This is a genomic window from Amycolatopsis roodepoortensis (genome assembly GCF_024628825.1).
GTDB lineage: Bacteria > Actinomycetota > Actinomycetes > Mycobacteriales > Pseudonocardiaceae > Amycolatopsis > Amycolatopsis roodepoortensis.
Genome location: NZ_CP102415.1, coordinates 9045822 through 9068509 on the forward strand (window position 1 = coordinate 9045822; position 22688 = coordinate 9068509).

Genomic DNA, 22688 nt, shown 5'->3' on the forward strand with positions numbered 1-22688 from the left:
CGTGACCCACCACCCCGAAACCGGCACCGGCGATCCCGGAGCCGAACCGATCGCGATCGTCGGGCTCGACGTGCGCGTGCCCGGCGCGCGAGACGCGCACCAGTTCTGGCGGAATCTCGTCGACGGCGTCGAATCGATCGTGCCCGCCACCCGCGAGGAGATGATCGCCCGCGGTGCTTCACCGGACACAGTGGACGATCCGAGCTGGGTGAACGCCACCGCCGTGGTCGACGGCTTCGACGAGTTCGACGCCGAACTGTTCGGGATGACCAGCCGTGAGGCCGAGATCACCGATCCGCAGCATCGGCTGTTCCTCCAGTCGTGCCACGCGGCGCTGACCGACGCGGGCTACGACCCGGCCCGGTTCAGCGGCGCGATCGGCGTCTACGGCGGATCCGGGGGCACCGGATACCTGACCGAGAACCTGATGCGCAACGAACGGCTCCTCGCCTCGCAGCACGGCGGTATCGGCATCTCGACCGGCAACCAGCCGAGCTACCTGACGACCTCGGTGTCGTACAAGCTCAACCTCCGCGGCCCGAGCCTCGCGGTGTTCACCGCCTGCTCGACCTCACTGGTCGCGGTGCACCTGGCCTGCGAGGCGCTGCGCAACGGCGAGTGCGACATGGCGCTGGCCGGCGGGGTCAACGTGGAGATGCCGCACGGCGTCGGCTACATGGGCGTCGACGGTTTCACCTCGCCGGACGGCCACGTGCGCGCGTTCGACGCCGGAGCCAACGGCACGGTCTGGAGCAGCGGCGTCGGGGTCGTGCTGGTGAAACGGCTCTCGCAGGCGATCGAGGACGGTGACCACATCCGCGGCGTCGTGCTCGGCAACGCGATCAACAACGACGGCGCCACCAAGGTCGGCTTCTCCGCGCCCAGCATGTCCGGGCAGACCGAGGCGGTCGCGCAGGCCGTCGGCATGGCCGGTGTCGACCCGCGCACCATCGGCTACGTCGAGGCGCACGGCACCGGCACCGCGCTGGGCGACCCGATCGAGATCACCGCACTGTCCACTGTGTACGGGAACGGGACCGAGGACACCGGCTGGTGCGCGATCGGCTCGGTGAAGTCCAACATCGGCCACCTGTCGCAGGCGGCGGGCGTGGTCTCGCTGATCAAGGCCGTGCTCGTGATGGAGCACGGGCTGATCCCGCCGACCATCAACTACCACGAACCCAACCCCGGTATCGACTTCCCGGCGAGCCCGTTCTTCCCGGCGCGTGTGGTGACGAAGTGGGAGGCGGGCCAGGCGCCGCGGCGCGCGGGCGTCAGCTCGTTCGGTGTCGGCGGCACCAACGCGCATGTCGTCCTGGAGGAGGCGCCGGTCCCCGAGCGGTCCCGGACACCGCACCCGGCGCACCTGCTGCGGTTGTCGGCCAACACCGAGGAGGCGCTCTCGGCCGCGGTCGACCGGCTGGCCGACCGACTGGCCGGGGACGTCGACCTCGATCTCGCCGACGTGGCCCACACCCTGGCCGCCGGGCGCACCGAGTACCCACATCGAGCGGTCGTCGTCGCCCGTGATCTGGAGGACGCGGTCGACGGCCTGCGCGACTCCCGGCGCCTCGTTTCCGGGCAGGTAGGGGAGACGAACGTGGCGTTCCTCTTCCCCGGGCAGGGTTCCCAGTACGCCGGGATGGGCGCCGAGCTCTACGACGCCGAGCCGGTGTTCGCCGCTGCTGTCGACGAGTGCCTGCGGCTGCTCGAATCCGAGCTGCCGGAGCTGCGCGAGCTGATCTTCGGGCGCGGCGGCGAGCAGGCGCTGCGGGAAACCCGCGTGACCCAGCCCGCGCTGTTCGTCGTCGAGTACGCGCTGGCGATGCTGTGGCAGAGCTGGGGCGTGCGGCCCGCGGCGATGATCGGTCACTCGGTCGGTGAGTACGTCGCCGCCACCGTCGCCGGGGTCTTCACCCTGCCGGACGCGCTGAACCTGGTCGCCACGCGCGGCCGGTTGATGCAGTCGATGCCTGCCGGGGCGATGCTGGCCGTCCAGCTCGACGAGGAGGGCGTCGCCACGCGGCTGCCGGGCACCCTCGCGATCGCCGGGGTGAACGGGCCCGGCACCTGCGTCGTGGCCGGGCCTTCGGACGAGGTCGCGGAGTTCGCGGCGACACTCAAGGCCAGCGGCGTGCAGTGCCGCGAGCTGGTGACCTCGCACGCGTTCCACTCACCGATGATGGACCCGATCCTCGCCGAGTTCACCGAGGCCGTCGCCGCCGTCGCCCGCACCACGCCGGCGCTGCCGTTCCTGTCGAACGTCACCGGCGAGTGGATCACCGACGCCCAGGCCACCGACCCCGCCTACTGGGCGTCTCACCTGCGTCAGGCCGTCCGGTTCGGCGACTGCGTCAAGACCCTGTTCGTGCGTGGGGATCACAGCGGCCGCTGGGCGCTCGTCGAATGCGGTCCGGGTCATCAGCTGTCCGGGCTGTCCCGCGGCCAGGTTCCGAAGGGGATGCCCGCACCGCAGCCGAGCCTGCCAGGCCGCAACGAGCGCATCGGCGACGTCGAAACGCTGTACGGCGCGGCCGGTCTCTTGTGGACGAACGGGGTTTCCCTCGAACCGCGGACGTTCGGCGCGCCCGGCCAGCGGGTGCCGCTGCCCGGCTACCCGTACGCGCGCAAGCGGTACTGGGTCGACCCGGATCCGGTCACGGCCGCCCAGCCCGTGCGGCCGAGCGGTCCGCTGCCGCTGTCCGAATGGTTCGCGGTCCCGGCGTGGCGGCAAGCGGAACCGGACCTGAGACGCGAGCCGTTCGCGAACGCGCTCGTCTTCGCCGCCGACGACGTCCTGCCCGGCCTCCTGCGCGACGCGGGTGTGACGGTCACCGAAGTGCGCCCCGGCGACGGATTCGCCGCGACGGAGACCGGATTCACCGTCCGGCCCGGGGTGCGCGAGGACTACGACGCGCTCGTGGCCGCGCTGCCCGCCCGGCCCGAGCGGGTCGTGCACGCCTGGACGCTGGCCGGGGAGGAGCGCGGCATGGCCGCACAGGACCTCGGGTTCTTCAGCGTGCTCAATCTTGTTCAGGCCTGGGGCGAACCGGTGCGGATCGACGTGCTGAGCACCGGTACCGCCGACGTCACCGGCGCCGACCTGACCCGGCCCGAGCACGCGACCCTCGCCGGTATCGCGCGGGTGGTGCCGCTGGAGATCGCGGGCACGGTGGTGCGCCGGATCGACGTTGATGGTTTGCAGGACGTCGTCGCCGAGCTGTTCCGCCCGGCCGACGCGGCGGCCGAGGTCGCGCTGCGGGCCGGTCGTCGCTGGGTGCTGGACTACACCCAGCTCGAACTGCCCGCGGCCGCCGAGCCGGTGCTGCGCGACGGCGGCCGGTACTTGATCACGGGCGGGACCGGCGGTATCGGCATCACGCTCGCCGAGGACCTCGCCCGCCGGGTGCGGGCGAAGCTCGTGCTGGTCACCCGCGCCGGGCTGCCACCGCGGGCGGAGTGGGACGCACACCTCGCCGCGCACGGCGGCACCGACCGCGCCGGGCGCGCGATGCTCGCCGTCCGGCGGATGGAGGCCGCGGGCGCGGAGGTGCACGTCGCCGCCGCCGACGTCACCGACGCGGCGCGCCTGCGTGAGGTGCGTGAGCTGGCCGAGCGCGAGTTCGGCGGCCTCGACGGGATCGTGCACGCCGCCGGGCTGCCCGGCGGCGGCGTCGCCGAGGTGAAGGAGCGGGCCGCGGCCGAGGCCGTGCTGGCCCCGAAGATCGCCGGGACGCTGGCGCTGGCCGAGGCGTTCGCCGACCTGCCGATGGACTTCGTCGCGCTGTGCTCGTCGATCACCGCGGTGGCAGGCGGCATCGGCCAGGTCGATTACTGCGCCGCCAACAACTTCCTCGACGCCTACGCGCGAGGTGACCACGGCTGGCGAGCTCGGCTCGTCTCGCACGCCTGGGGCGGCTGGGACGAGGTCGGCATGGCCGCGGAGGTGGCCGCGCCGACCACGATCCGCACCGCCCGGTCGCGGGCGCTCGGTCCCGTCGAGCACCCCGTGCTCACCACGCGGTCCGAGGACGGCGCGCACGGCCTCGTCTCGGCGGCCACGCACTGGCTGCTCGACGAGCACCGGATCGCCGGGGTGCCGGTGGTGCCGGGCACGGGACACCTGGAGACCGTCCGTGCGGCGGTGGCCGCGGCGTTGCCGAAGCCCGGCGACGGACACGTCGTCGAGCTGCGGGACGTCGCGTTCCTGGAACCGTTCGGCGTTCCGGACGGCTCGACCGCCGAGTACCGCGTGGAGTTCGACGGCGACGACTTCACCGTGACCGGCCACGTCGCCGGCGCGAGCCGGACCCACGTCCGCGGATCCGCCGGCTGGGTCACGGCCGGGGCGACGTCCACTGTGGACATCGAAGCGGTGACCGCGCGGACCGAGCCGATCGACGACGGGCACGGCTTCGGCACCGGCCGCACCAGCATGGTCACCTTCGGCCCGCGCTGGGCCGCGCTGCGCGAACACCGCATCGGCGCACAGGAGGAACTGGCCACGATCACGGCTCCCGACGCGGCGGCGGGCGACATCGGCGCGTGGGGGCTGCATCCGGCACTGCTGGACGTCGCGACCGCGTTCGGCCGGGGCCGGGGGAGCGGCACCTACCTGCCGATGAGCTACGGCCGGATCGTCGTGCACGACACGCTCCCGGCGAGTTTCCGCAGCCACCTGCGCTACCGCGACTCCGGCGGCGACCAGGTGGTGGCGGCCGACCTCTCGCTGTGCGACGAGACCGGCCGCGTGCTCGTCACGATCGAGGATTTCGTGCTGCGCCAGGTCGATCAGGAGGCGGTCGGTGGTGGGCTGAATGCCGCGTCCGATATGTCCACCGTGTCCACTGTGGACAAGACGTCGACCGGGATCCGGCCGGTGGACGGCGCCGAGGCGTTCGTCCGGGCGCTGGCCCCCGGTCTCGGCGGGCAGGTGGTGATCAGCACCCTCCCGGTGCGGGAGCTGATCGAGCACCGGGTCACCGCCGAGGAGCTGGACGAACCGGGCGAAGCGCCGGTGAAGGTGTCGGAGGACGACTACGTCGCCCCGCGCACCGACCTGGAGGCCGAGATCGCCCGGCAGTGGACCGAGCTGCTCGGCGTGGAGAAGATCGGCGTGCACGACGACTTCTTCGCCCTCGGCGGGAACTCGCTCGTCGCCATCCAGCTCATCGCCCAGGTGCGCAAGGCGACCGGTACGCGGCTGGCGATGAAGACGCTGTTCGAAGCGTCCACAGTGGCCACTCTGGCCGAGCGGATCGAGGAACTGCGCGCAGGCAAGACCGAGGCGCCCGCCGAAGAACCCGCGAGGACCACCATCCCGAAGCTCGAGCGCTGAACCGTGCGGCGGGTCGTGAGTGGCGTTTCGGGTTAGAACCCGAAACGCCACTCACGACCACCTGGACCGACGCGGCACTCTCGCGTGACCTCTCACTGAACAGGAAATCATGAGCGACACGAAGGAATGGACGTTCCCGGCCTCGTTCGGCCAGGAGCGGATCTGGCTGTCCGGCCAGCTCGACCCGGCGTCCCCGGTGTACAACCTGCACTGCCAGGCCCGGCTGGACCGCCCGCTGACCGCGGAGCAGTGGCGTGCCGCGCTCGGCGTCATCGTCGGGCGGCACGAGGCGCTGCGCACGTCCTTCCGCATGGACGGCGGCGCGCTCATGCAGGTGGTGCACGCCGAGGTGCCGATCGAGCCCGAGGTCCACGACCTGCGGGATCTGCCCGCCGGCACCCGTGAAGACCGGCTCGCCGAACTCGTCGGCGCCGTCACACGTGAGGCCGTCCCGCTCGACTCGCCACCGCCGTGGCGGGCGCAGGTGTGCCGGATGGCCGACGACGAGTGGGTTCTCACGTTCGTGGTGCACCACACCGTGTTCGACGCCGGTTCGGTGCTGGTGCTGGGGACCGAGCTGGGTGAGGCGTGCGACGCCGTGTTCGAGGGCCGCGAGCCGAAGCTGCCCGAGTTGTCCATCCAGTACCCGGACTTCTCGGCCTGGCAGCGCGGGCAGCTCGAAACATCCAGTGAGCAGCTGGACTACTGGCGCAAGCAGCTCGCCGGGCTGCCGCCGGTGCACGGCCTGCCCACCGACCGGCCGCGGCCGTCGGAGCTGACGTTCGCCGGTGACCAGGTGCACTTCGCCCTCCCGGAAGGACTGATCGACCGGGTCGGTGAGCTGAGCCGGGAGCTGTCGGCGTCGCCGTTCATGGTGCTGCTGGCCGGCTACGCGGCGCTCCTGTCGCGACTGTCCAGAGTGGACGACATCGTCGTCGGCGTCCCGGTCGCCGGCCGCGACCTTCCCGAGCTGGCCGACCTGATCGGCATGTTCGTCAACCAGATGGCCGTGCGCGTCGACTGCTCGGGCGCGCCCGCGTTCACCGAGCTGGTCGGCCGGGTCCGGACAACGTTGCTGGAGGCGATCGACCACAGTCAGGTGCCGTTCCAGGCGGTCGCCGAAGCGGTGGGGGCCGAACGCGACCCCGGCGTGCAGGCGCTGTACCAGCTGGGATTCAACTTCCTGCCCGACTCGGGGCTGGAACCGATCCGCTCAGCCACCGCGAAGGACGACATCGCGATCGACTTGACCGCCGTGGACGGAAGGCTCGTCTACCGCACCGACCTGTTCGACCGCGAGACCGCCGAAGCCGTGGCCGAGCGGTACGTGCGACTGCTTAACGCGGCGCTGGCCGATCCCGCTCGATCGATCGCGGATCTGCCGCTGCTGTCGGATGCCGAACGTGAACTGGTCCTGACCGGCTGGAACCCTGAAGTGTCCACTTCGGACGCTAAGACCGTGCACGCCCGATTCGAGGATCAGGCGCGGCGAACCCCGGACGCACCCGCCGTCGACTTCGGCGGGGTTCGCCTGACGTATGCCGAGCTGAATGCGCGAGCCAACCGCGTCGCCCACCGGCTGCGTGAGCTGGGCGCCGGTCCCGGCTCCGTCGTCGGCGTATGCGTGCCGAACTCGGCGGACCTGCTGACCGGCGTGCTCGGGGTGCTGAAGAGCGGCGCGGCCTACGTCCCGCTCGACCCGGACAACCCGGCTCCCCGGCAGGCGCTCATCCTCGCCGACGCGGGTGTGCCGTTCGTGCTGGTCACCGGTGAGTCCTCTTTGGACACCAAGACGCTCGCACTGGACGACCCGGCGGAGTGGTCCGCCGCGGCCACCGAAGACCCGGAACCGGCGGCCGGACCGGGCGACGTCGCCTATGTGATCTACACGTCGGGTTCGACCGGGCGGCCCAAGGGCGTCGAGGTCGAGCACCGGGCCGTCGACACGTACCTGGCCTGGGCGCGTGAGGCGTACCCCGGACTGGCCGGGCGGGCGTTGCTGCACACGTCGGCGTCGTTCGACCTCACCGTGACGACACTGCTCGGCACGCTCACCGCCGGGGGCGCGGTGGTCGACGGCGGCCGCCCGACGTTCGTCAAGGCCACGCCGACACACCTCGCCGTTCTCGCCGAGGACCTCTTCCCCACAGGCGAGCTGGTGCTCGGGGGCGAAGCGCTGACCGCCGAGACCGTCCAGCCGTGGCGGGACCGCCACCCCGGCACGCTCGTCGTCAACGAATACGGCCCGACCGAGGCCACCGTCGGCTGCGTCGTGCACCGGATCGAACCCGGGGACACGCTGCCTTCCGGACCCGTCTCGATCGGCCGTCCGGTGCCCGGCATCCGCGTGCACGTCCTCGACGTGCGGCGGCAGCCGGTGCCGCCGGGCGTCCCGGGCGAGCTGTACGTCGCCGGGCCGCAGCTGGCCCGCGGCTACCTCGGCCTGCCGGAGCTGACCGCGGAGAAGTTCACCGACGGTCCGTCCGGCCGGATGTACGCGACCGGTGACCTCGTCCGCTGGCGCCGCGACGGCACGCTCGACTACCTCGGCCGCATCGACGAGCAGGTGAAACTGCGCGGCTACCGCATCGAGCCCGGCGAGGTCGAAGCGGCGCTGCGTGAGCTGCCGGAAGTGCGGGACGCGGCCGTGGCGGTCCGCGGCGACACCCTCGTCGGCTATGTCGTCGGCAGTGCCGGGGGCGCGGCCGAGGCCCTGCGGAAGACGTTGCCGGAGTACCTGGTTCCGACCAGATTCGTGACGCTCGACGCGCTGCCGATGGCGGCCAGCGGCAAGCTCGACCGGGCCGCGCTGCCGGATCCCGAACCCGGCGAGGCGCCGGCGTACGTCGCACCCCAGACCGCGGCCGAAGAACTCGTCGCCGAAGTGCTCGGCGAGTTGCTCGGCATCGACGATCTCGGCGCGAACGACGACTTCTTCGCCCGTGGCGGCAACTCGCTGCTGGCGATCCGCGCGATGGCCCGGATCCGCAAGCAGGTCGAGGTCGACATCCCGGTGCGCGGACTGTTCACCCTCACCACCGTCGCCGGGCTCGCCGCCGAGATCGAGCGGCGGCTCGCCGAGGACCTCGACCAGCTCAGCGACGAAGAGGTCCAGCGTCAGCTGGCCGAAGGCGAGAAGTCATGACCGCGATCGACGAAACCAGCGCGGCCGCGCGCCGCGCCCTGCTCGAACAACGGCTGCGACGGCGCACGGAGACGGCCGCGACCATCACACCGCGACCCGCCGACGCCGCTGTCCCGCTGTCGTATCAGCAGGAACGCGTCTGGTTCATGGAGCAGTTCGCGCCGGGCACCGGGTCGTACCACATCCCGGTGCCGATCCGGCTGACCGGCAGGCTCGACGTCGCCGCGCTTCAGTCCGCTTTGGACTCCCTGCCGGCGCGGCACGAGGCCCTGCGGATGCGGTTCCCGGAAGGGGAGGACGGGCAGCCGACCGTCCACATCGAACCTTCGGTATCGGTATCTCTGTCCATAGTGGACGCAGGCGGTGAGGAAGCCGCCCGCGCCGCGGTCGACGCCGCCGCGGCCGAGACGTTCCACCTGGCCACGGGCCCACTGCTGCGGGCGACCCTGGCCAGGGTGTCCGACGAGGAACACCTGCTGGTCCTGTGCACGCATCACATCGTGGGCGACGGCTGGTCGGTCGACCTGCTGCTCCGTGACCTCGCCGCGCAGTACCACGCCCTGAGCACCGGCGGCACCGCCGAGCTGCCAGCGCTGAGCATCGGGTACGGCGACTTCGCGCACTGGCAGCGCCGCACGCTCACCGGCGGCGAACTCGACCGGCAGCTCGAGCACTGGAAGGCGCAGCTCGCCGGAGTCGAGCCGCTGGAGCTGCCCACGGACCGGCCCCGGCCCGCCAAGCAGAGTTTCGACGGCGAGATCCACGAGTTCTTCGTCGAACGCGATCTCGCCCGCGCCCTCGGTGAACTGAGCCGCGAGCACGGGGTCACGCTCTTCATGACCCTGCTGGCCGCCTACCAGGTGCTGCTGTCGCGGTACTCGGGCCAGGAGGACTTCGCGATCGGCTCGTCGTCGGCCGGGCGCGGCCTGCCCGAGCTGGAGGGCGTGGCGGGCATGTTCATCAACATGCTGCCCCTGCGTGCCCAGCTTGAGGGCGACCCGACGTTCGCCGAGCTGCTCGAACGCACCCGGCGGCACGTGCTGGACGCGTTCGAGCACGCCGACGTCCCGTTCGAGCGGCTGGTGAACGCGCTCGGCGTGCCCCGCGACGTCAGCCGGTCGCCGGTGTTCCAGGCGATGTTCGTGTTGCAGAACTACGAGATGGGCCGGATGGGCGAGGCGGGGGAGTCCGAAGTGGACTTCCGCTGGCTGCCGATGGACCTGCCCGCCACCCGGTTCGACTTCGAGTTCCACGCGATCGAGCTCGAACGCGGGCTGATCGGCAAGCTCGTGTACAACACCGCGCTGTTCACCGCGGACACGGTCGCCGGGATGGCCGGGCGGCTGGTCACACTGCTGCGCTCGATCGTCGCCGACCCGAATCGACGGCTGTCCGCAGTGGACATCCTCGATGCCGACCAGCGCGAGCTCGTCCTGGAGCGCTGGAACGCCACGACGGCCGAATTCCCGCAGACCACACTGCACGCGCTCGTCGAGGAGCAGGCCGCCCGGACGCCGGACGCGCCCGCGGTGACCTTCCGCGGCGCGTCGCTGACCTACCGCGAGCTGGACGAGCGGGCCAACCGGCTCGCGCACCGGTTGCGTGGCCTCGGCGTCGGGCCGGGCGTGCTCACCGGCGTGTTCGCGGAACGGTCGTTCGAACTGGTCATCGCGCTCCTCGGGGTGCTGAAAGCCGGTGGCGCGTATGTCCCGCTCGACCCGGAGTACCCGGCCGACCGGCTGGCGTTCATGCTGCGGGACGCGGCCGCGCCCGTCGTGCTGACGCAGGCGGCGTTGCGCGAAACGTTGCCGCCGGGTGACGCGACCGTCGTTGTCGTAGATGACACTGCCGATCTCGCCGAGACGACAGAGCCGCCTGAGCCGCTCGCCGGCCCGGAGGACCCGGCGTACGTCATCTACACCTCGGGCTCCACGGGACAGCCGAAAGGCGTGCCCAACGGTCACCGCGGCATCGTCAACCGGCTCGACTGGATGCAGCGCGCGTACCGCCTCGACGGCACCGATTCGGTGCTGCAAAAGACCCCGGCCGGTTTCGACGTGTCGGTCTGGGAGTTCTTCTGGCCGCTGATCACCGGCGCGCGGCTCGTGCTCGCCGAACCCGGCGGCCACAAGGACGCCGCGTACCTGCGTGAGCTGCTCGCGTCCGAAGGCATCACCACCGCGCACTTCGTGCCGTCGATGCTCACGCTCTTCCTTGCCGAACAAGGCGTCGAGACGTGCACGGCGCTGCGACGGGTCGTGTGCAGCGGTGAGGAGCTGCCGCTCGACGCGGCCCGCGAGTTCGTCCGGCGACTGCCGGACTGCGCGTTGCACAATCTCTACGGCCCGACCGAAGCCGCCATCGACGTCACCTCCTGGCACTGCACGCCCACCGCGCTCGCCGAGGTCGCGTCGGTGCCGATCGGGGCGCCGATCCAGAACATCCGGATCTACGTCCTCGACCGTGCCGGTCGGCCCTGCCCGGTCGGCGTGCCCGGCGAACTGCACATCGCCGGTGTCGGCCTCGCGCTGGGCTACCACAACCGCCCGGAGCTGACGGCCGAGCGGTTCGTGCCCGATCCGTTCCACAGTGGACGGATGTACCGCACCGGTGACCTCGCGCACTGGCGCCCGGACGGGACGATCGCGTTCCTCGGCCGGATCGACCACCAGGTCAAGCTGCGCGGCCTCCGTATCGAACTGGGGGAGATCGAGACGACGTTGCGCGCCCAGCCGGGCGTGCGCGACGCCGCCGTGATCGTCCGCGAGGACACGCCGGGGGACAAGCGGCTGGTCGGGTACGTCGTCGGCGACGCCGAGCCCGGCGCGTTGCGGACGGCGCTCAAGCAGAGTCTCCCCGACTACATGGTCCCGCCGTCGTTCGTCGCGCTCGACGAGCTGCCGCTCACCCCGAACGGCAAACTCGACCGCAAGGCGCTCCCCGCTCCGGTCGCGTCGCGGGACGCGACCAAGGAACTGGTCGCGCCGTCGACCCCGGTCGAGACCCTGCTGGCCGAGATCTGGCGCGACGTGCTCAAGGTGGACGAGCTGGGCGTCGACGACGACTTCTTCGACCTCGGCGGCCACTCGATGCTGGCCACCCAGGTGGTGGCGCGGATCGGCAAGGCGGGCGCGGGCCAGGTCGGCGTCATGGACCTGTTCCAGCACCGCACGATCCGCGAGCTGGCGTCCTTCATGGACGGTGACGACACCGACCGGCCGCGGCATCTGCTGTACGAGCTGACCAAGCCGGCGAAGCAGCGGACGCTGACCTATGTCTGCTTCCCCTACGGCGGTGGCAGCGCGATCGTCTATCAGCCTTTGGCCGACGCGCTCCCGGAGGGTTACTCGCTCTACTCGGTCGCCATCCCCGGCCACGACGTCGGCTTGTCCGAGGAGGCGCTGCCCTTCGACGACCTGGTCGAGCGGCTTGCCGACGAGATCCTGGACCGAATCGACGGCCCGCTGGCCATCTACGGCCACTGCGGTGTCGGCAACGCGCTCGCCGTCGCCGTCGCCCGGATGCTCGAAGAGCGCGGCCGCGAGCTGGAGGTCGTCTACATCGGCGCGATCTTCCCGTTCGCCCGCATGAAGGGCGCGGTGGGCACGCTGCGCACGCGGCTGGAGAAGCTGCGCAGCAACCGGTACTACTCGAACTGGCTCAAGGGCATGGGCGTCGACACCGACGACCTCGACCCGGCGCAGGCCGACCGGATCATCACGAACATGCGTGCCGACAGCCGCGCCGCCGAGGAGTATTTCAGCGGCCTGCTCGACGCCCGCGTGGCCAAGCTGCGCGCGCCGATCGTGTCGGTGGTCGGCTCCGAGGACCCGGTCACCGACTTCTATGCCGAGCGGTACCGGGAATGGGAGTTCCTCACCGACACCACCGGGCTCGTGGTGCTCGACCAGGCTGGGCACTTCTTCCTGCGGTACCGGGCCGAAGAACTCGCGGAGATCGTCACGCGCGTGCACCCGGCGCTGGACGATCCCGGCGAGCTCGACGTCCGGGTCCGCGGCGAGGACGCCGGCTGGGCGGTGCACGAGACCCACCGGGCAGAAGCGGACGACAAACCCGCGGTGCGGCCGAGCATGGGCCGGTTCGTCACGATCACGATCGGGCAGCTGGTGTCCTCGACCGGTTCGGCGCTGACGTCGTTCGCGGTGCCGATCTGGCTCTACACCCGCACGGGCTCGGTCGCCGACCTCGGCCTGCTGTGGGCGCTCGCGCTGCTGTTCGGCGTACTCGTCCTGCCGGTGGCGGGCGCTCTGGTCGACCGCGGCGACCGGCGGCGGATCATGATCGCGGCCAGCAGCATCGCGGGCGGGATCCAGCTGATACTGGCGTTGCTGCTGATCACCGGGCACGTCCAGCTGTGGTTGTTCTACGTGCTGATCCCACTCGGGTCGGTGGCCGCTTCGTTCCAGCGCATCGCCTATCAGTCCTCGGTGGCGCAGCTGGTGCCGAAGCAGTACCTCGGTCACGCGATGGGTCTCGCGCAGCTGTCCACCGGTTTCGCCCAGCTGCTGATGCCGGTGATCGCGGCCGGGCTGCTGGCGACGATCCAGCTGTCGGGGATCCTGATCCTGGACATGGCGAGCTACGCGTTCGCGATCGTGGGCCTGCTGCTGGTGCGCTTCCCGGACATGCTGGGCTGGCGCCCGCGTGAACCGCTGCTGACGGCGATCGCGGGCGGGCTGCGGTACTCGTGGAACCACCGCGGTTTCCGCACGATGCTGCTGTACTTCGCGCTGGCGAACGTCTTCCTCGCTCCCGCACTGGTGCTGCTCTCGCCGCTCGTGCTGTCGTTCGGTTCGGTCACCGACGTCGCGCAGGTGGCGCTGGCCGAGGCCGTCGGCGCGGTCGCGGGCGGCATCGGGATGGCGCTGTGGGGCGGACCGCGGCACCGGCGGATGGTCGGCGTGCTCGTCGGCAACGTCGGGATCGCGCTCGGCAGCCTGGTGATGGGCCTGCGGCCGTCGCTGATCGTCGTCGCGGCCGGGGTGTTCCTCCTCGCCGCCGCGATGTCCGTGTCGCAGGGCATCTACGCGACGCTGGTGCAGGTCAAGGTGCCGCAGCGGTTCCACGGCCGGGTGTTCGCGATCAACCAGACGATCACGTGGTCGACGCTGCCGATCGGATTCGCCGTGCTGGCGCCGCTGGCCGTCGGCTGGTTCTCGCCGCTGCTGGCGCCGGGCGGCGCGCTGACCGGGTCGGTCGGCGCCGTGCTCGGCACCGGCGAGACCCGGGGCATCGGGCTCGCCTACGTCGTCTTCGCGCTGATCCTGCTGCTGATCAACGTGGGCGGGTTCTCACTGCGGCTGCTGCGCCGGTTCGACACCGAAGTGCCCGATTCGCTGCCCGACGACCTGGTGGGGGCGCAGGAACGGGAGCGCAAGCTCGCGGGGAAGGAAGCCGCATGAGTACGGCAGTGCTGGTCAGGGAGGCCCGGGGGCACTGGGTCGGCGAGGTCGCGCCCGCCATCCGGGCGGCCGGGCACCGCGTCGTGCTGCTCGCCCCGCCGATGGACGCGGCCGAGCGGGCGGCGCTGGACGGTGTGGTGGACGACGTCGTCGCGCTGGACGACGTCCACGACCCGGAGGCTGTCGCGGCGAAGGTCCGGGAGGTCGACGGCGGTGCGCTGGCCGGGATCTTCACCGGCTCGGACGGCGCTATCGCGAGCACTGCCCGAGCCGCGGAGCTGCTCGGGGTGGCGCGCTGCCCGGCGTCGGTGTTCACCCTGTGCGCGAACAAGTTCGCGGTCCGGGAGGCGCTTGCCGCGGCCGGGCTGCCCGGGCCCGCGCACGCCCTGATCTCCTCGGCCGCCGAGGCGGCGTCGGTCGCTTCGGAGGTCGGGCTCCCGGCGATCGTCAAACCGGTCAACGGCGCGGGCAGCAACCTCGTCCGGACCGTGTCCACTGTGGACGAAATGGCGGCCGCGTACGAGCATCTGGCCGCTCGGCTGCCCGAGTCCGCGGATCCGCGTTACCACCGTCCACTGGGGACATTGGACCCTTCGGTGACGTTCCTCGTCGAAGGATTGCTGTCGGGCCCGGAGTACGCGGTGGACGTGCTGGTCCGTGACGGGGTGGCCGAACCGGTCGAGATCCTCGACAAGCCGTTGATCGACGAGCGGAAGTTCGAGCTGGCGTTGTCGTGCCCGCCCGCCGGGCTCAGTGCCGGCCGGGCCGAGCTGGTCACCGCGGCGGCGGTCGCGGCCGTTCGCGCACTGGGGCTCGACAACACCTGCGCCCACGTCGAGCTGATCGACGACACCGAGCGAGGTCCGACGATCGTCGAGGTCAACGCGGGCAGGCCCGCCGGATCGATCATGCCGCTGCTGGCGAAGCTGCGGACCGGCATCGACGTGTTCGCCGAGCTGGCGGCGCTCGCGGTGGGCGCTCCGCCACCGGTGCGGAAACCGGCGAAACTGCCGATCCCGCTGGGCATGCTGATCCTCTACGCGGCCGGTTCGGGCCGGTTGACCGGCATCGGCGGACTCGACGAGATCGCCGAGCTGCCCGAGGTGATCGACGTCGTCACCACCGTCTCGCCGGGGCAGGTGCTCACCGACGAACAGGAGATCTACGCGGTCAACCTCGTCGTGGCCGGGTTCGCCGATCACGACGACCTCGCCGCCCTGCACGCCGAGGCGAGCAAGCTCGTCCGGCTGGAACTGGAGGACGTGTGAACACCGCGTTCGTGGTCTGCGAGACCGCAGGGCAGTGGATCGCCGACTTCGTGGCCGCCGTACGCGCGAGTGGGCCGAGGGTCGAACTGGTCACGCAACCCCTCGAACCGGCCGAGCAGGCACAGGTCGCGGAACTGGTCGACGGCGTCGTCGTGGTCGACGACGTCCGTGACGCCGAAGCCTTGGCCGCGGCGATCCGGGAGCGGACCACGAGTCCGGCCGGGGTCATGACCGCCGCCGAAGGGATCATCGCGAGCGTCGCCCGTGCGGCCGAGCTGCTCGGCGTCGCGCGCTGCCCGGCGTCGGTGTTCACCGTGACGCACAACAAGTTCGCGGTCCGGCAAGCGCTGGCCGCGGCAGGGTTGCCCGGCCCGCGCTGCGCGCTGATCTCGTCGGCCGCCGAGGCGGCGTCGGTCGCTTCGGAGGTCGGGCTCCCGGCGATCGTCAAGCCGGTGAACGGCGCGGCGAGCAATCTCGTCCGCACGGTGTCCACCGTGGACGAACTTGCGGCGGCTTACCGGTTGCTGGCCGAGCGGTTGCCGCTGTCGGAGGACGCCCGGTACCACCGGCTCGTCGGCGGCGGACCGGATCCGATCGACCCGCTGAAGGTGTTCCTCGTGGAAGGCCTGCTGCGCGGCCCGGAGTACGCTGTCGACGTCCTGGTGCGCGACGGTGTCGCGAAACCGGTGGCCGTGGTGGAGAAGCCGCTGATCGACGAGCGCAAATTCGAACTGGGCATGGTCTGCCCGCCGCTCGAACTGTCCGAAAAGGACACCGAACGGCTGATGGCGGCCGCGACGGCCGCCGCGCTCGCGCTGGGCCTGGACAACACCTGCGCGCATCTCGAGCTGATCGACGACGCCGAGCTGGGCGCGACGATCGTCGAGGTGAACGCGGGCCGCCCGGCCGGTGGCGCCCAGCCGGTGCTGCTGAAACTCGCGACCGGCATCGACGTCATCGCCGAAGCCGTGTCGCTGGCACTGGGCACGACGCCGCCCGCGCGAGGTGCGGGCCTGCCGGTTCCGGTGGGTTACCTGATCTTCTACGCCGAGGGCACCGGTCGGCTGGTCCGCGTCGACGGCACCGACGAGGTCGCCGACCTGCCCGAGGTCCTGGAGGTCGTCACGATCGTGCGCCCCGGCCAGCTGCTCACCGACGACCAGGAGATCTACGCGGTGAACGTGCTCGCCGCGGGGTTCGCCGACACCGAAGACCTCGCCGCGCTGCACGCCGAGGCCGCCAAGCTGATCCGATTCGAACTGGAGGAGTCATGACCGCCGAACTCGCGGCGAACCTCGGCCACATCGAGGGAAACGAACACACGAAGCTCACCGTGTACGCGGCCACGGGCCTGGACTGGGTGCGCGCGCACCGCGAAGTGTTGCAAGACCGGCTGCGCGAGCACGGCGCGATCCTGCTGCGGGGGATGCCGGCCGACCTGACGGTGTTCAACCAGATCACCGAGGAGATCGGCGGCTCGCTGCTGACGTACACGGAACGGTCGACGCCGCGGTCGGCGGTCTCGGGCAACATCTACACCTCGACGGAGTACCCGCCCGCCGAGTCGATCCCGATGCACAACGAGAACTCCTACTCCGCGCACTGGCCCGCCCGCCTCTTCTTCCTGTGCGACACGGCGGCCGAAACCGGTGGCGCGACGCCGATCGCCGACAGTCGCGCGATGTACCGCCTCTTGCCGGAGGACCTGCGCGAGCGCTTCGCGGGCGGCGTCACCTACACCCGAGCGTTCCGCGAAGGCCTCGGGCTGACCTGGCAGGAGGCGTTCCAGACCGACGACCGCCAGGTGGTGGAGGACTACTGCGCCGCCAACGGGCAGACGTTCGAGTGGACCGACGAGGGCCTGCGGACGCGGCACGTGCGGCCCTCCTTCGCCGAGGAACCGCACACCGGCGCGATGGTGTGGTTCAACCAGGCCAATCTGTTCCACGTGTCGAGCCTGGGGGAGGAGGTCAGCGAGGCGCTGCTGGAGCTGTATCCCGTGGAAGACCTGCCCCGCAACGCTTTCTTCGCCGACGGCTCACCGATCCCGCAGGCGGACCTGGACGCGATCAAGGCGGCGTACGACGAGGTCAGCTACGCGTTCCCGTGGCAGCCGGGCGACATCATGGTGATCAACAACATGCTGATGGCGCATGGGCGGGAGCCGTTCACGGGCAAGCGGCGGACGTTGGTCGCGATGACGTGACCTTCGTCTTTGGGGCGGGGTCGGTGGCCCCGATCGGATGCGCGGCTGCTGTGGTGTCGCGAAAGCCACTTTCGAGACGTGTGATGTCCCGAAAGTGGCTTTCGCGACACGCGCCGAGGCCACTCACGCTGCGAAAGCCGCTTTCCCAGCCTTCAGCGTCAGGGTCTCGGCGAAGTCGAGATGGCGCAACCCAAGAGTGTCCACAAGGGACACTTTTTGACGGCTGGATGTCCGATTGCTGTACCTATGTGCCGTTCTGCGCAGGGGTCGTGAGTGGTAAAGGAGGTTAGAACGACCCGAGACACTCACGACCCCCGAGGCGTCAAATCGAGTCTCTTGTGGACAGTCGAGATCTCCTGGATGAGCCGCTCCTGCCGTCACTGTCGCAGACCGAGTGGCAATGTGCGACTGCCAACCTCCAATGTCCCGAAGGTGGCTTTCGCGACACGCGCCGAGGCCACTCACGTTGCGAAAGCCACTTCCCCAACCGCCAACGTTGCGAAAGTGGCTTTCGCAACACCCCAGGGCCCTACCCCGCACAAGGCTCACCCCCGTCGAGCAGGCATCGTGACGACGAATCCCGTGCTGCGCCCCAAATCGTCCAGCAGCCAGCCCATCCGTTTGGCCGTCCGCAGGATCAGGGCCGAGTCGACGACCGACAGGGGGGCCAGGTCCTGTTCCAGATGTTCCTGCATCCGCATCGATTCCTCGATCGAGCGCATCCAGGTGGTCACCAGCAGGTTCGCCGGGCCCGGCAGGCTCGCGATCTGACGGATGGCCGGGTTGGCCCTCAGCCGGTCCACGCAGGTCGGCACGTGCGCGACGGGCACCTGGCACCACCAGTTGACGACGATCGGCGACGGGGTGAGCCCCTGCGCGATCTCGCACCGGAAGGTCAGCGCGTCGGCGGCGATCAGGTGACCGAGCTGGCGCCGGACGGTCGACACCGGGCGGCCGGTGAGCCTGGCGAGGTCCGCGGCGGTGCGGCGGCCGTCTTCGCCCAGCGCCTCGGTCAGCGCGGCGTACGGCTCCTGCCACGGCTGTAGCGCCGTCTGCCGTCCGCCCGCGCCGCCGGACGACGGCGGCAGCTGCGACAACGCCTGCACGCGCTCCCGGTCCAGCGCGCCCACCCGCCACGAGCTGCCTTCGACGTGCAGCCGCGACACCAGATGCGAACGGATGTTGAGGACGCCGGGAAGCCCGGGGATCGCGTCCAGCAGCAGGGTGGAGAGGTCGTGCATGCCGAGGCCGAACACCGTCAGCACCAGGCTGTACTCGCGCGAAGCCTCCTCGATGCTGACGACCGACGGCCAGGTGGACAGTTCGCGGATGAGTTCCCGGATCCGGCCGCTCGCACACCGGATCTCGACGTACGCGGCCTGGACCCGGGACCGCCCGGGCACGCGTGGATACGCCGTCACCCAGGCTCCGCCTCCATCGCGCAGCCGCTCCCATCGCCGCGCCAGCGTCACCGGCGACGAGCCGAGGGCGTCGCCCAGCTGCGCCCAGGTGGCGCGCGGCCGTAGTTGCAGAGCGTGGATGAGCGAAAAGTCCTCCTCATCCAGGGAATCGATCACCATTTGTTCTTCCAGGGGCCGATCGTTGAGCGATTCCGACAATTCTAGCTCGATATCGGACGCGGATTCGCACACTCGACGACCAAGACGCCGACGTCCGACGAAGAGGAGATCGACCGGTGGACCTTCACGACGACGCTCGAAGCCTGCAGGACGAGCTGGTCCGGCTCCGCAGCGACCTGCATCGCGAGCCCGAGATCGGTCTCGACCTGCCCCGCACCCAGGAGCGGGTTCTGCGTGAACTCGACGGGCTCGGCCTGGAGGTCTCCACCGGGACCGGCACGACCTCGGTGACCGCGGTGCTGCGCGGCGAGGGCACGGCCCGGGATTCGGCCCGGCCGCGCACGGTTTTGCTGCGCGCGGACATGGACGCCCTCCCGGTGGCCGAAGCGACCGGGCTGGACTTCGCCGCCACGAACGGCGCGATGCACGCCTGCGGCCACGATCTGCACACCACGTCGCTGGTCGGCGCGGCCCGGCTCCTGCACACCCACCGAGACCGGATCAACGGCGACGTCGTCCTGATGTTCCAGCCCGGCGAAGAGGGCTGGGACGGCGCCGGAGTGATGCTCCGGGAAGGCGTGCTCGACGCCGCGGGCAGGCGCGCCGACGCGGCCTACGGGCTGCACGTCTTCTCGTCGATGCTGCCCAGCGGGCAGTTCGCCAGCCGTCCCGGCACGCTGATGTCCGCGTCGTACCGGCTGCTCGTCACGGTGCACGGAGAGGGCGGCCACGGGTCGATGCCGCACCGCGCCAAGGATCCGATCTCCGCGACCGCGGCGATGATCACCGCGTTGCAGACGATGGTCACCCGGCGGTTCGACATCTTCGATCCGGCCGTGCTCACCGTCGGCGTCATCCGCGGCGGCACCAAACGCAACGTCATCCCCGCCATCGCCGAGTTCGAGGCCACCGTCCGCTGTTTCTCGGACGCCGCCGGCGCGCTGCTCGACACGGCGATCCGGGAGACGATCGACGGCGTCGCGCGAGCGCACGCGGTCACCGCCGACGTCGTGTTCGAGAGCGAGTACCCGGTCACCGTCACCGACGTCGACGAGACCGCGTTCGGCGCCGAGGTCGTCCGCGAGACGATCGGCGAGCAGTACTACACCGAACTGCCGAATCCGGTGGCCGGTTCCGAGGACTTCTCCCGGGTGCTGGCCGAGGTGCCGGGCACGTTCCTCGGTCTCGGTGCGCTGATGCCCGGGCTCGAGCCGGACACCGCGCCCAACAACCACAGCCCGTACGCCGACTTCGATCCGTCCGTGCTGTCGAGGGCCGCCACCGTCTACGCCGAACTCGCCGTCCGCCGTCTCGACCGCTTCGCCGAAGGAGCCACCCGATGAGCGCGACCGCGGGCACGGCCACCATCCCGGATCGCCGCCGCACCCTGTTCGGGCTCGGCGCGGGCAACGCGATGGAGTGGTTCGACTGGAACATCTACGCGACGTTCGCGTCGTTCTTCGCCGCGCAGTTCTTCAACGCGCAAGACGAGGTTTCGGCGCTGCTGAGCACCTTGGCGGTCTTCGCGGTCGGCTTCGCCGCCCGGCCCCTCGGCGGCTTGGTCTTCGGCTGGATCGCCGACCGCAAGGGCCGTCAGCTGGCGATGACGCTGACGGTCGCGATCGCCGCCGGCGGCAGCCTCGTCATCGGTCTTTCCCCGACCTACGGCCAGATCGGCGTGTGGGCGTCGGTGATCCTCGTGGTGGCACGGCTGGGCCAAGGTCTCGCGCACGGCGGTGAGCTGCCATCGGCGCAGACCTACATCGCCGAGGTCGCCCCCGCCGCCCGCCGCGGGCTGTGGTCGAGCCTGATCTACTTCTCCGGAACGTGCGGCGTGCTCGCCGGAACCCTGCTGGGCGCGGTCCTCTCCGGTGTGCTGAGCCACGATCAGATGCTCTCGTTCGGCTGGCGGATCCCGTTCGTGCTCGGTGGCGTCTTCGGGCTCTACTCGCTCTACATGCGGATGCGCATGCGGGAAACCGGCGTCTTCCTCGCCGAGAACGCCAAGGACGACGCCGCCGGGAAGAAGGCCGAGAAGGGCCGGATCTGGCAGACGATCAAGCAGCACCCGAAACTGCTCGTGCAGGTCGTCGGGCTGACCGTCGGCGCCACGGTCATCTACTACATGTGGGCCGTCGCCGCGCCGTCGTACGCGATCACCGTGCGGGGCGTCGACCCGACCGGTGCGCTGTGGGCGGGCGTGTTCGCGAACGTGATCTTCCTGATCGCCCTGCCGCTGTGGGGAAGGCTGTCCGATCGCATCGGCAGGAAGCCGGTCCTGTTCATCGCGATCGTCGGCCTCCTGGTGCTGAGCTTCCCGCTGAACGCGATGGTCGGCGACCAGGCCTGGCAGCTGTTCGTGGCGATGTCGATCGCGCTGGTCTTCATGGCCGGGTTCTCCTCCATCGGCCCGGCGGTCTACGCGGAGATCTTCCCGACCCGCATCCGCACCATCGGCGTCGGTGTGCCGTACTCGATCGCGGTCGCGGCCTTCGGTGGAACCGCGCCGTACCTGCAGACGCTCCTCGCCAAGAACGGCTACCCGTCGCTGTTCGTCGTCTACGGCATGGTGCTCATGGTCATCAGCGCCTTGGTCGTCTTCACCCTCCCGGAGACCCGCGGCGTCGACCTGCACGAGAAGGCGAAAGCGGAGGCCGGTTCCAAGACCGCTGTCTAAGACCGGCGCTTCGACCCCGGGTCGTGGTGGGCGTCCTCGCCGGCGGGGAAGGTGGTGCCGGTGAGTTCCTCGGAGATCCGCCAGATCCGTGCGGCGTCGTCCTTGCCGCGGAGTCGCGAGTAGACGGTCTGCTCGGCGGGGGCGCCCGCCAGATGCCCGAGTCCGCTGGGGCCGTACAGGCGGGCGCCTTGTGCCTCGGGCGAGGTCGCGGCCATCAAGGCGGGGAGCAGTGCCGTCTCGACCGTCCCGAGGAGGATGCCGCGGCCGGCGAGAGCCCGGATGACGCGGACACCGACGGTGTCCCGTGTCCGGCCGACCTCGGGGCGCGCGGCGAGGAGGTTGGTGGCGGCGACGCCGGGGTGGGCGAGGTTGCTGGTGATTCCCCAGCCCCCGGCCTGGCTGCGCCGGTCGAGTTCGAGGCCGAACAGGCCGAAGGCGATCTTGGACTGGCTGTACGCGTGGCGGCCGTTGTAGGACCGTTCCCAGTTCAGGTCGTCCCAGTTGATGGAGTGCTGGTTCGCGGCGACGCTGATCTGCGACGTCACCCGCGCTCGTCCCGCGCGCAGCAAAGGCAGCAGGTGGGTGACGAGAGCGAAATGCCCCAGATGGTTACTGCCGAACTGCAGCTCGAATCCCTCGGTGGTGGTCTGCCGGTCCGGCGGGGTCATCACGCCGGCGTTGTTGACGAGGAGGTGGATCGGCCGGCCCTCCTCACGCAGCGTGGCGCCCAGCGCGGCGACCGAGTCCAGCGACGACAGGTCGAGGTCCCGGAGGGAGACCTTCGCTCCCGGGTGCTGCTGCTCGATCTTCGCGATGGCCGCTTCGCCCTTGCGGCGATTGCGGACGGGCATGACGACTTCGGCGCCGGCGGCGGCCAGACGGGCCGTCAGTCCCAATCCGACCCCGTCGCTGGCGCCGGTGACGACGGCGAGCTTCCCGGACAGATCGGGAACGGTGATATCCGGTCGGGTGCGTGCCATGTGCTGCTCCTGGTTCTCCTGGCCGTCGATGTGTTCCCTCCCAGGCTGCGCCGGATCGACGGCACTAGCCA

The 22688-nt window shown here is 70.8% G+C and carries 10 protein-coding genes; 8 read left to right on the forward strand and 2 right to left on the reverse strand.

All coding sequences use genetic code 11. The features are described from left to right. Position 1: 1 nt before the first annotated feature. The 6 genes from NQK81_RS43250 to NQK81_RS43275 all read left to right on the forward strand — a co-directional run bounded on the left by NQK81_RS43250 (position 2) and on the right by NQK81_RS43275 (position 17380). A complete protein-coding gene (locus NQK81_RS43250) occupies positions 2-5338 on the forward strand; it encodes a type I polyketide synthase (RefSeq protein ID WP_257486123.1) in 5337 nt (1778 codons plus the stop codon). A gap of 109 nt (positions 5339-5447) precedes the next feature. Then, positions 5448-8483 carry a non-ribosomal peptide synthetase gene (locus NQK81_RS43255; RefSeq protein ID WP_257486124.1) on the forward strand — a complete coding sequence of 1012 codons (3036 nt, stop codon included), beginning with the start codon at positions 5448-5450 and terminating at the stop codon, positions 8481-8483. Continuing rightward, positions 8480-13906, forward strand: a complete 5427-nt coding sequence (locus NQK81_RS43260; protein ID WP_257486125.1) for a non-ribosomal peptide synthetase/MFS transporter — start codon at positions 8480-8482, stop codon at positions 13904-13906. The genes NQK81_RS43255 and NQK81_RS43260 overlap by 4 nt, the downstream gene beginning before the upstream one ends. Then, positions 13903-15174: an ATP-grasp domain-containing protein gene (locus NQK81_RS43265; RefSeq protein ID WP_257486126.1), complete on the forward strand. Its 1272-nt coding sequence runs from the start codon at positions 13903-13905 to the stop codon at positions 15172-15174. Before NQK81_RS43260 ends, NQK81_RS43265 begins: the two co-directional genes overlap by 4 nt. After that, positions 15171-16448 (forward strand): ATP-grasp domain-containing protein, encoded by a 1278-nt coding sequence (locus NQK81_RS43270; protein ID WP_257486127.1) that lies wholly within the window; start codon positions 15171-15173, stop codon positions 16446-16448. The genes NQK81_RS43265 and NQK81_RS43270 overlap by 4 nt, the downstream gene beginning before the upstream one ends. Further along, entirely contained in the window at positions 16445-17380 is a 936-nt protein-coding gene (locus tag NQK81_RS43275) for a TauD/TfdA family dioxygenase (protein WP_257486128.1), read from the forward strand. Before NQK81_RS43270 ends, NQK81_RS43275 begins: the two co-directional genes overlap by 4 nt. A 545-nt stretch (positions 17381-17925) precedes the next feature. Here the strand turns inward: NQK81_RS43275 and NQK81_RS43280 are convergent. Next, positions 17926-18960, reverse strand: coding sequence for an Lrp/AsnC family transcriptional regulator (locus NQK81_RS43280; RefSeq protein WP_257486129.1), 1035 nt, complete (start codon positions 18958-18960; stop codon positions 17926-17928). Positions 18961-19076: 116 nt separating this feature from the next. Between NQK81_RS43280 and NQK81_RS43285 the strand changes: the two genes are divergently transcribed. Together NQK81_RS43285 and NQK81_RS43290 are read left to right on the forward strand one after the other, a co-directional pair. Continuing rightward, a complete protein-coding gene (locus NQK81_RS43285; RefSeq protein WP_126734670.1) occupies positions 19077-20303 on the forward strand; it encodes a M20 metallopeptidase family protein in 1227 nt (408 codons plus the stop codon). Next, positions 20300-21637, forward strand: a complete 1338-nt coding sequence (locus tag NQK81_RS43290; RefSeq protein ID WP_192741936.1) for an MFS transporter — start codon at positions 20300-20302, stop codon at positions 21635-21637. Before NQK81_RS43285 ends, NQK81_RS43290 begins: the two co-directional genes overlap by 4 nt. Here NQK81_RS43290 and NQK81_RS43295 read toward each other — a convergent pair. Further along, the gene (locus tag NQK81_RS43295; protein WP_257486130.1) at positions 21634-22617 is read right to left on the reverse strand and encodes an SDR family oxidoreductase; all 984 of its coding nucleotides are present in this window, start codon (positions 22615-22617) and stop codon (positions 21634-21636) included. The genes NQK81_RS43290 and NQK81_RS43295 overlap by 4 nt on opposite strands. Positions 22618-22688 lie beyond the last annotated feature (71 nt).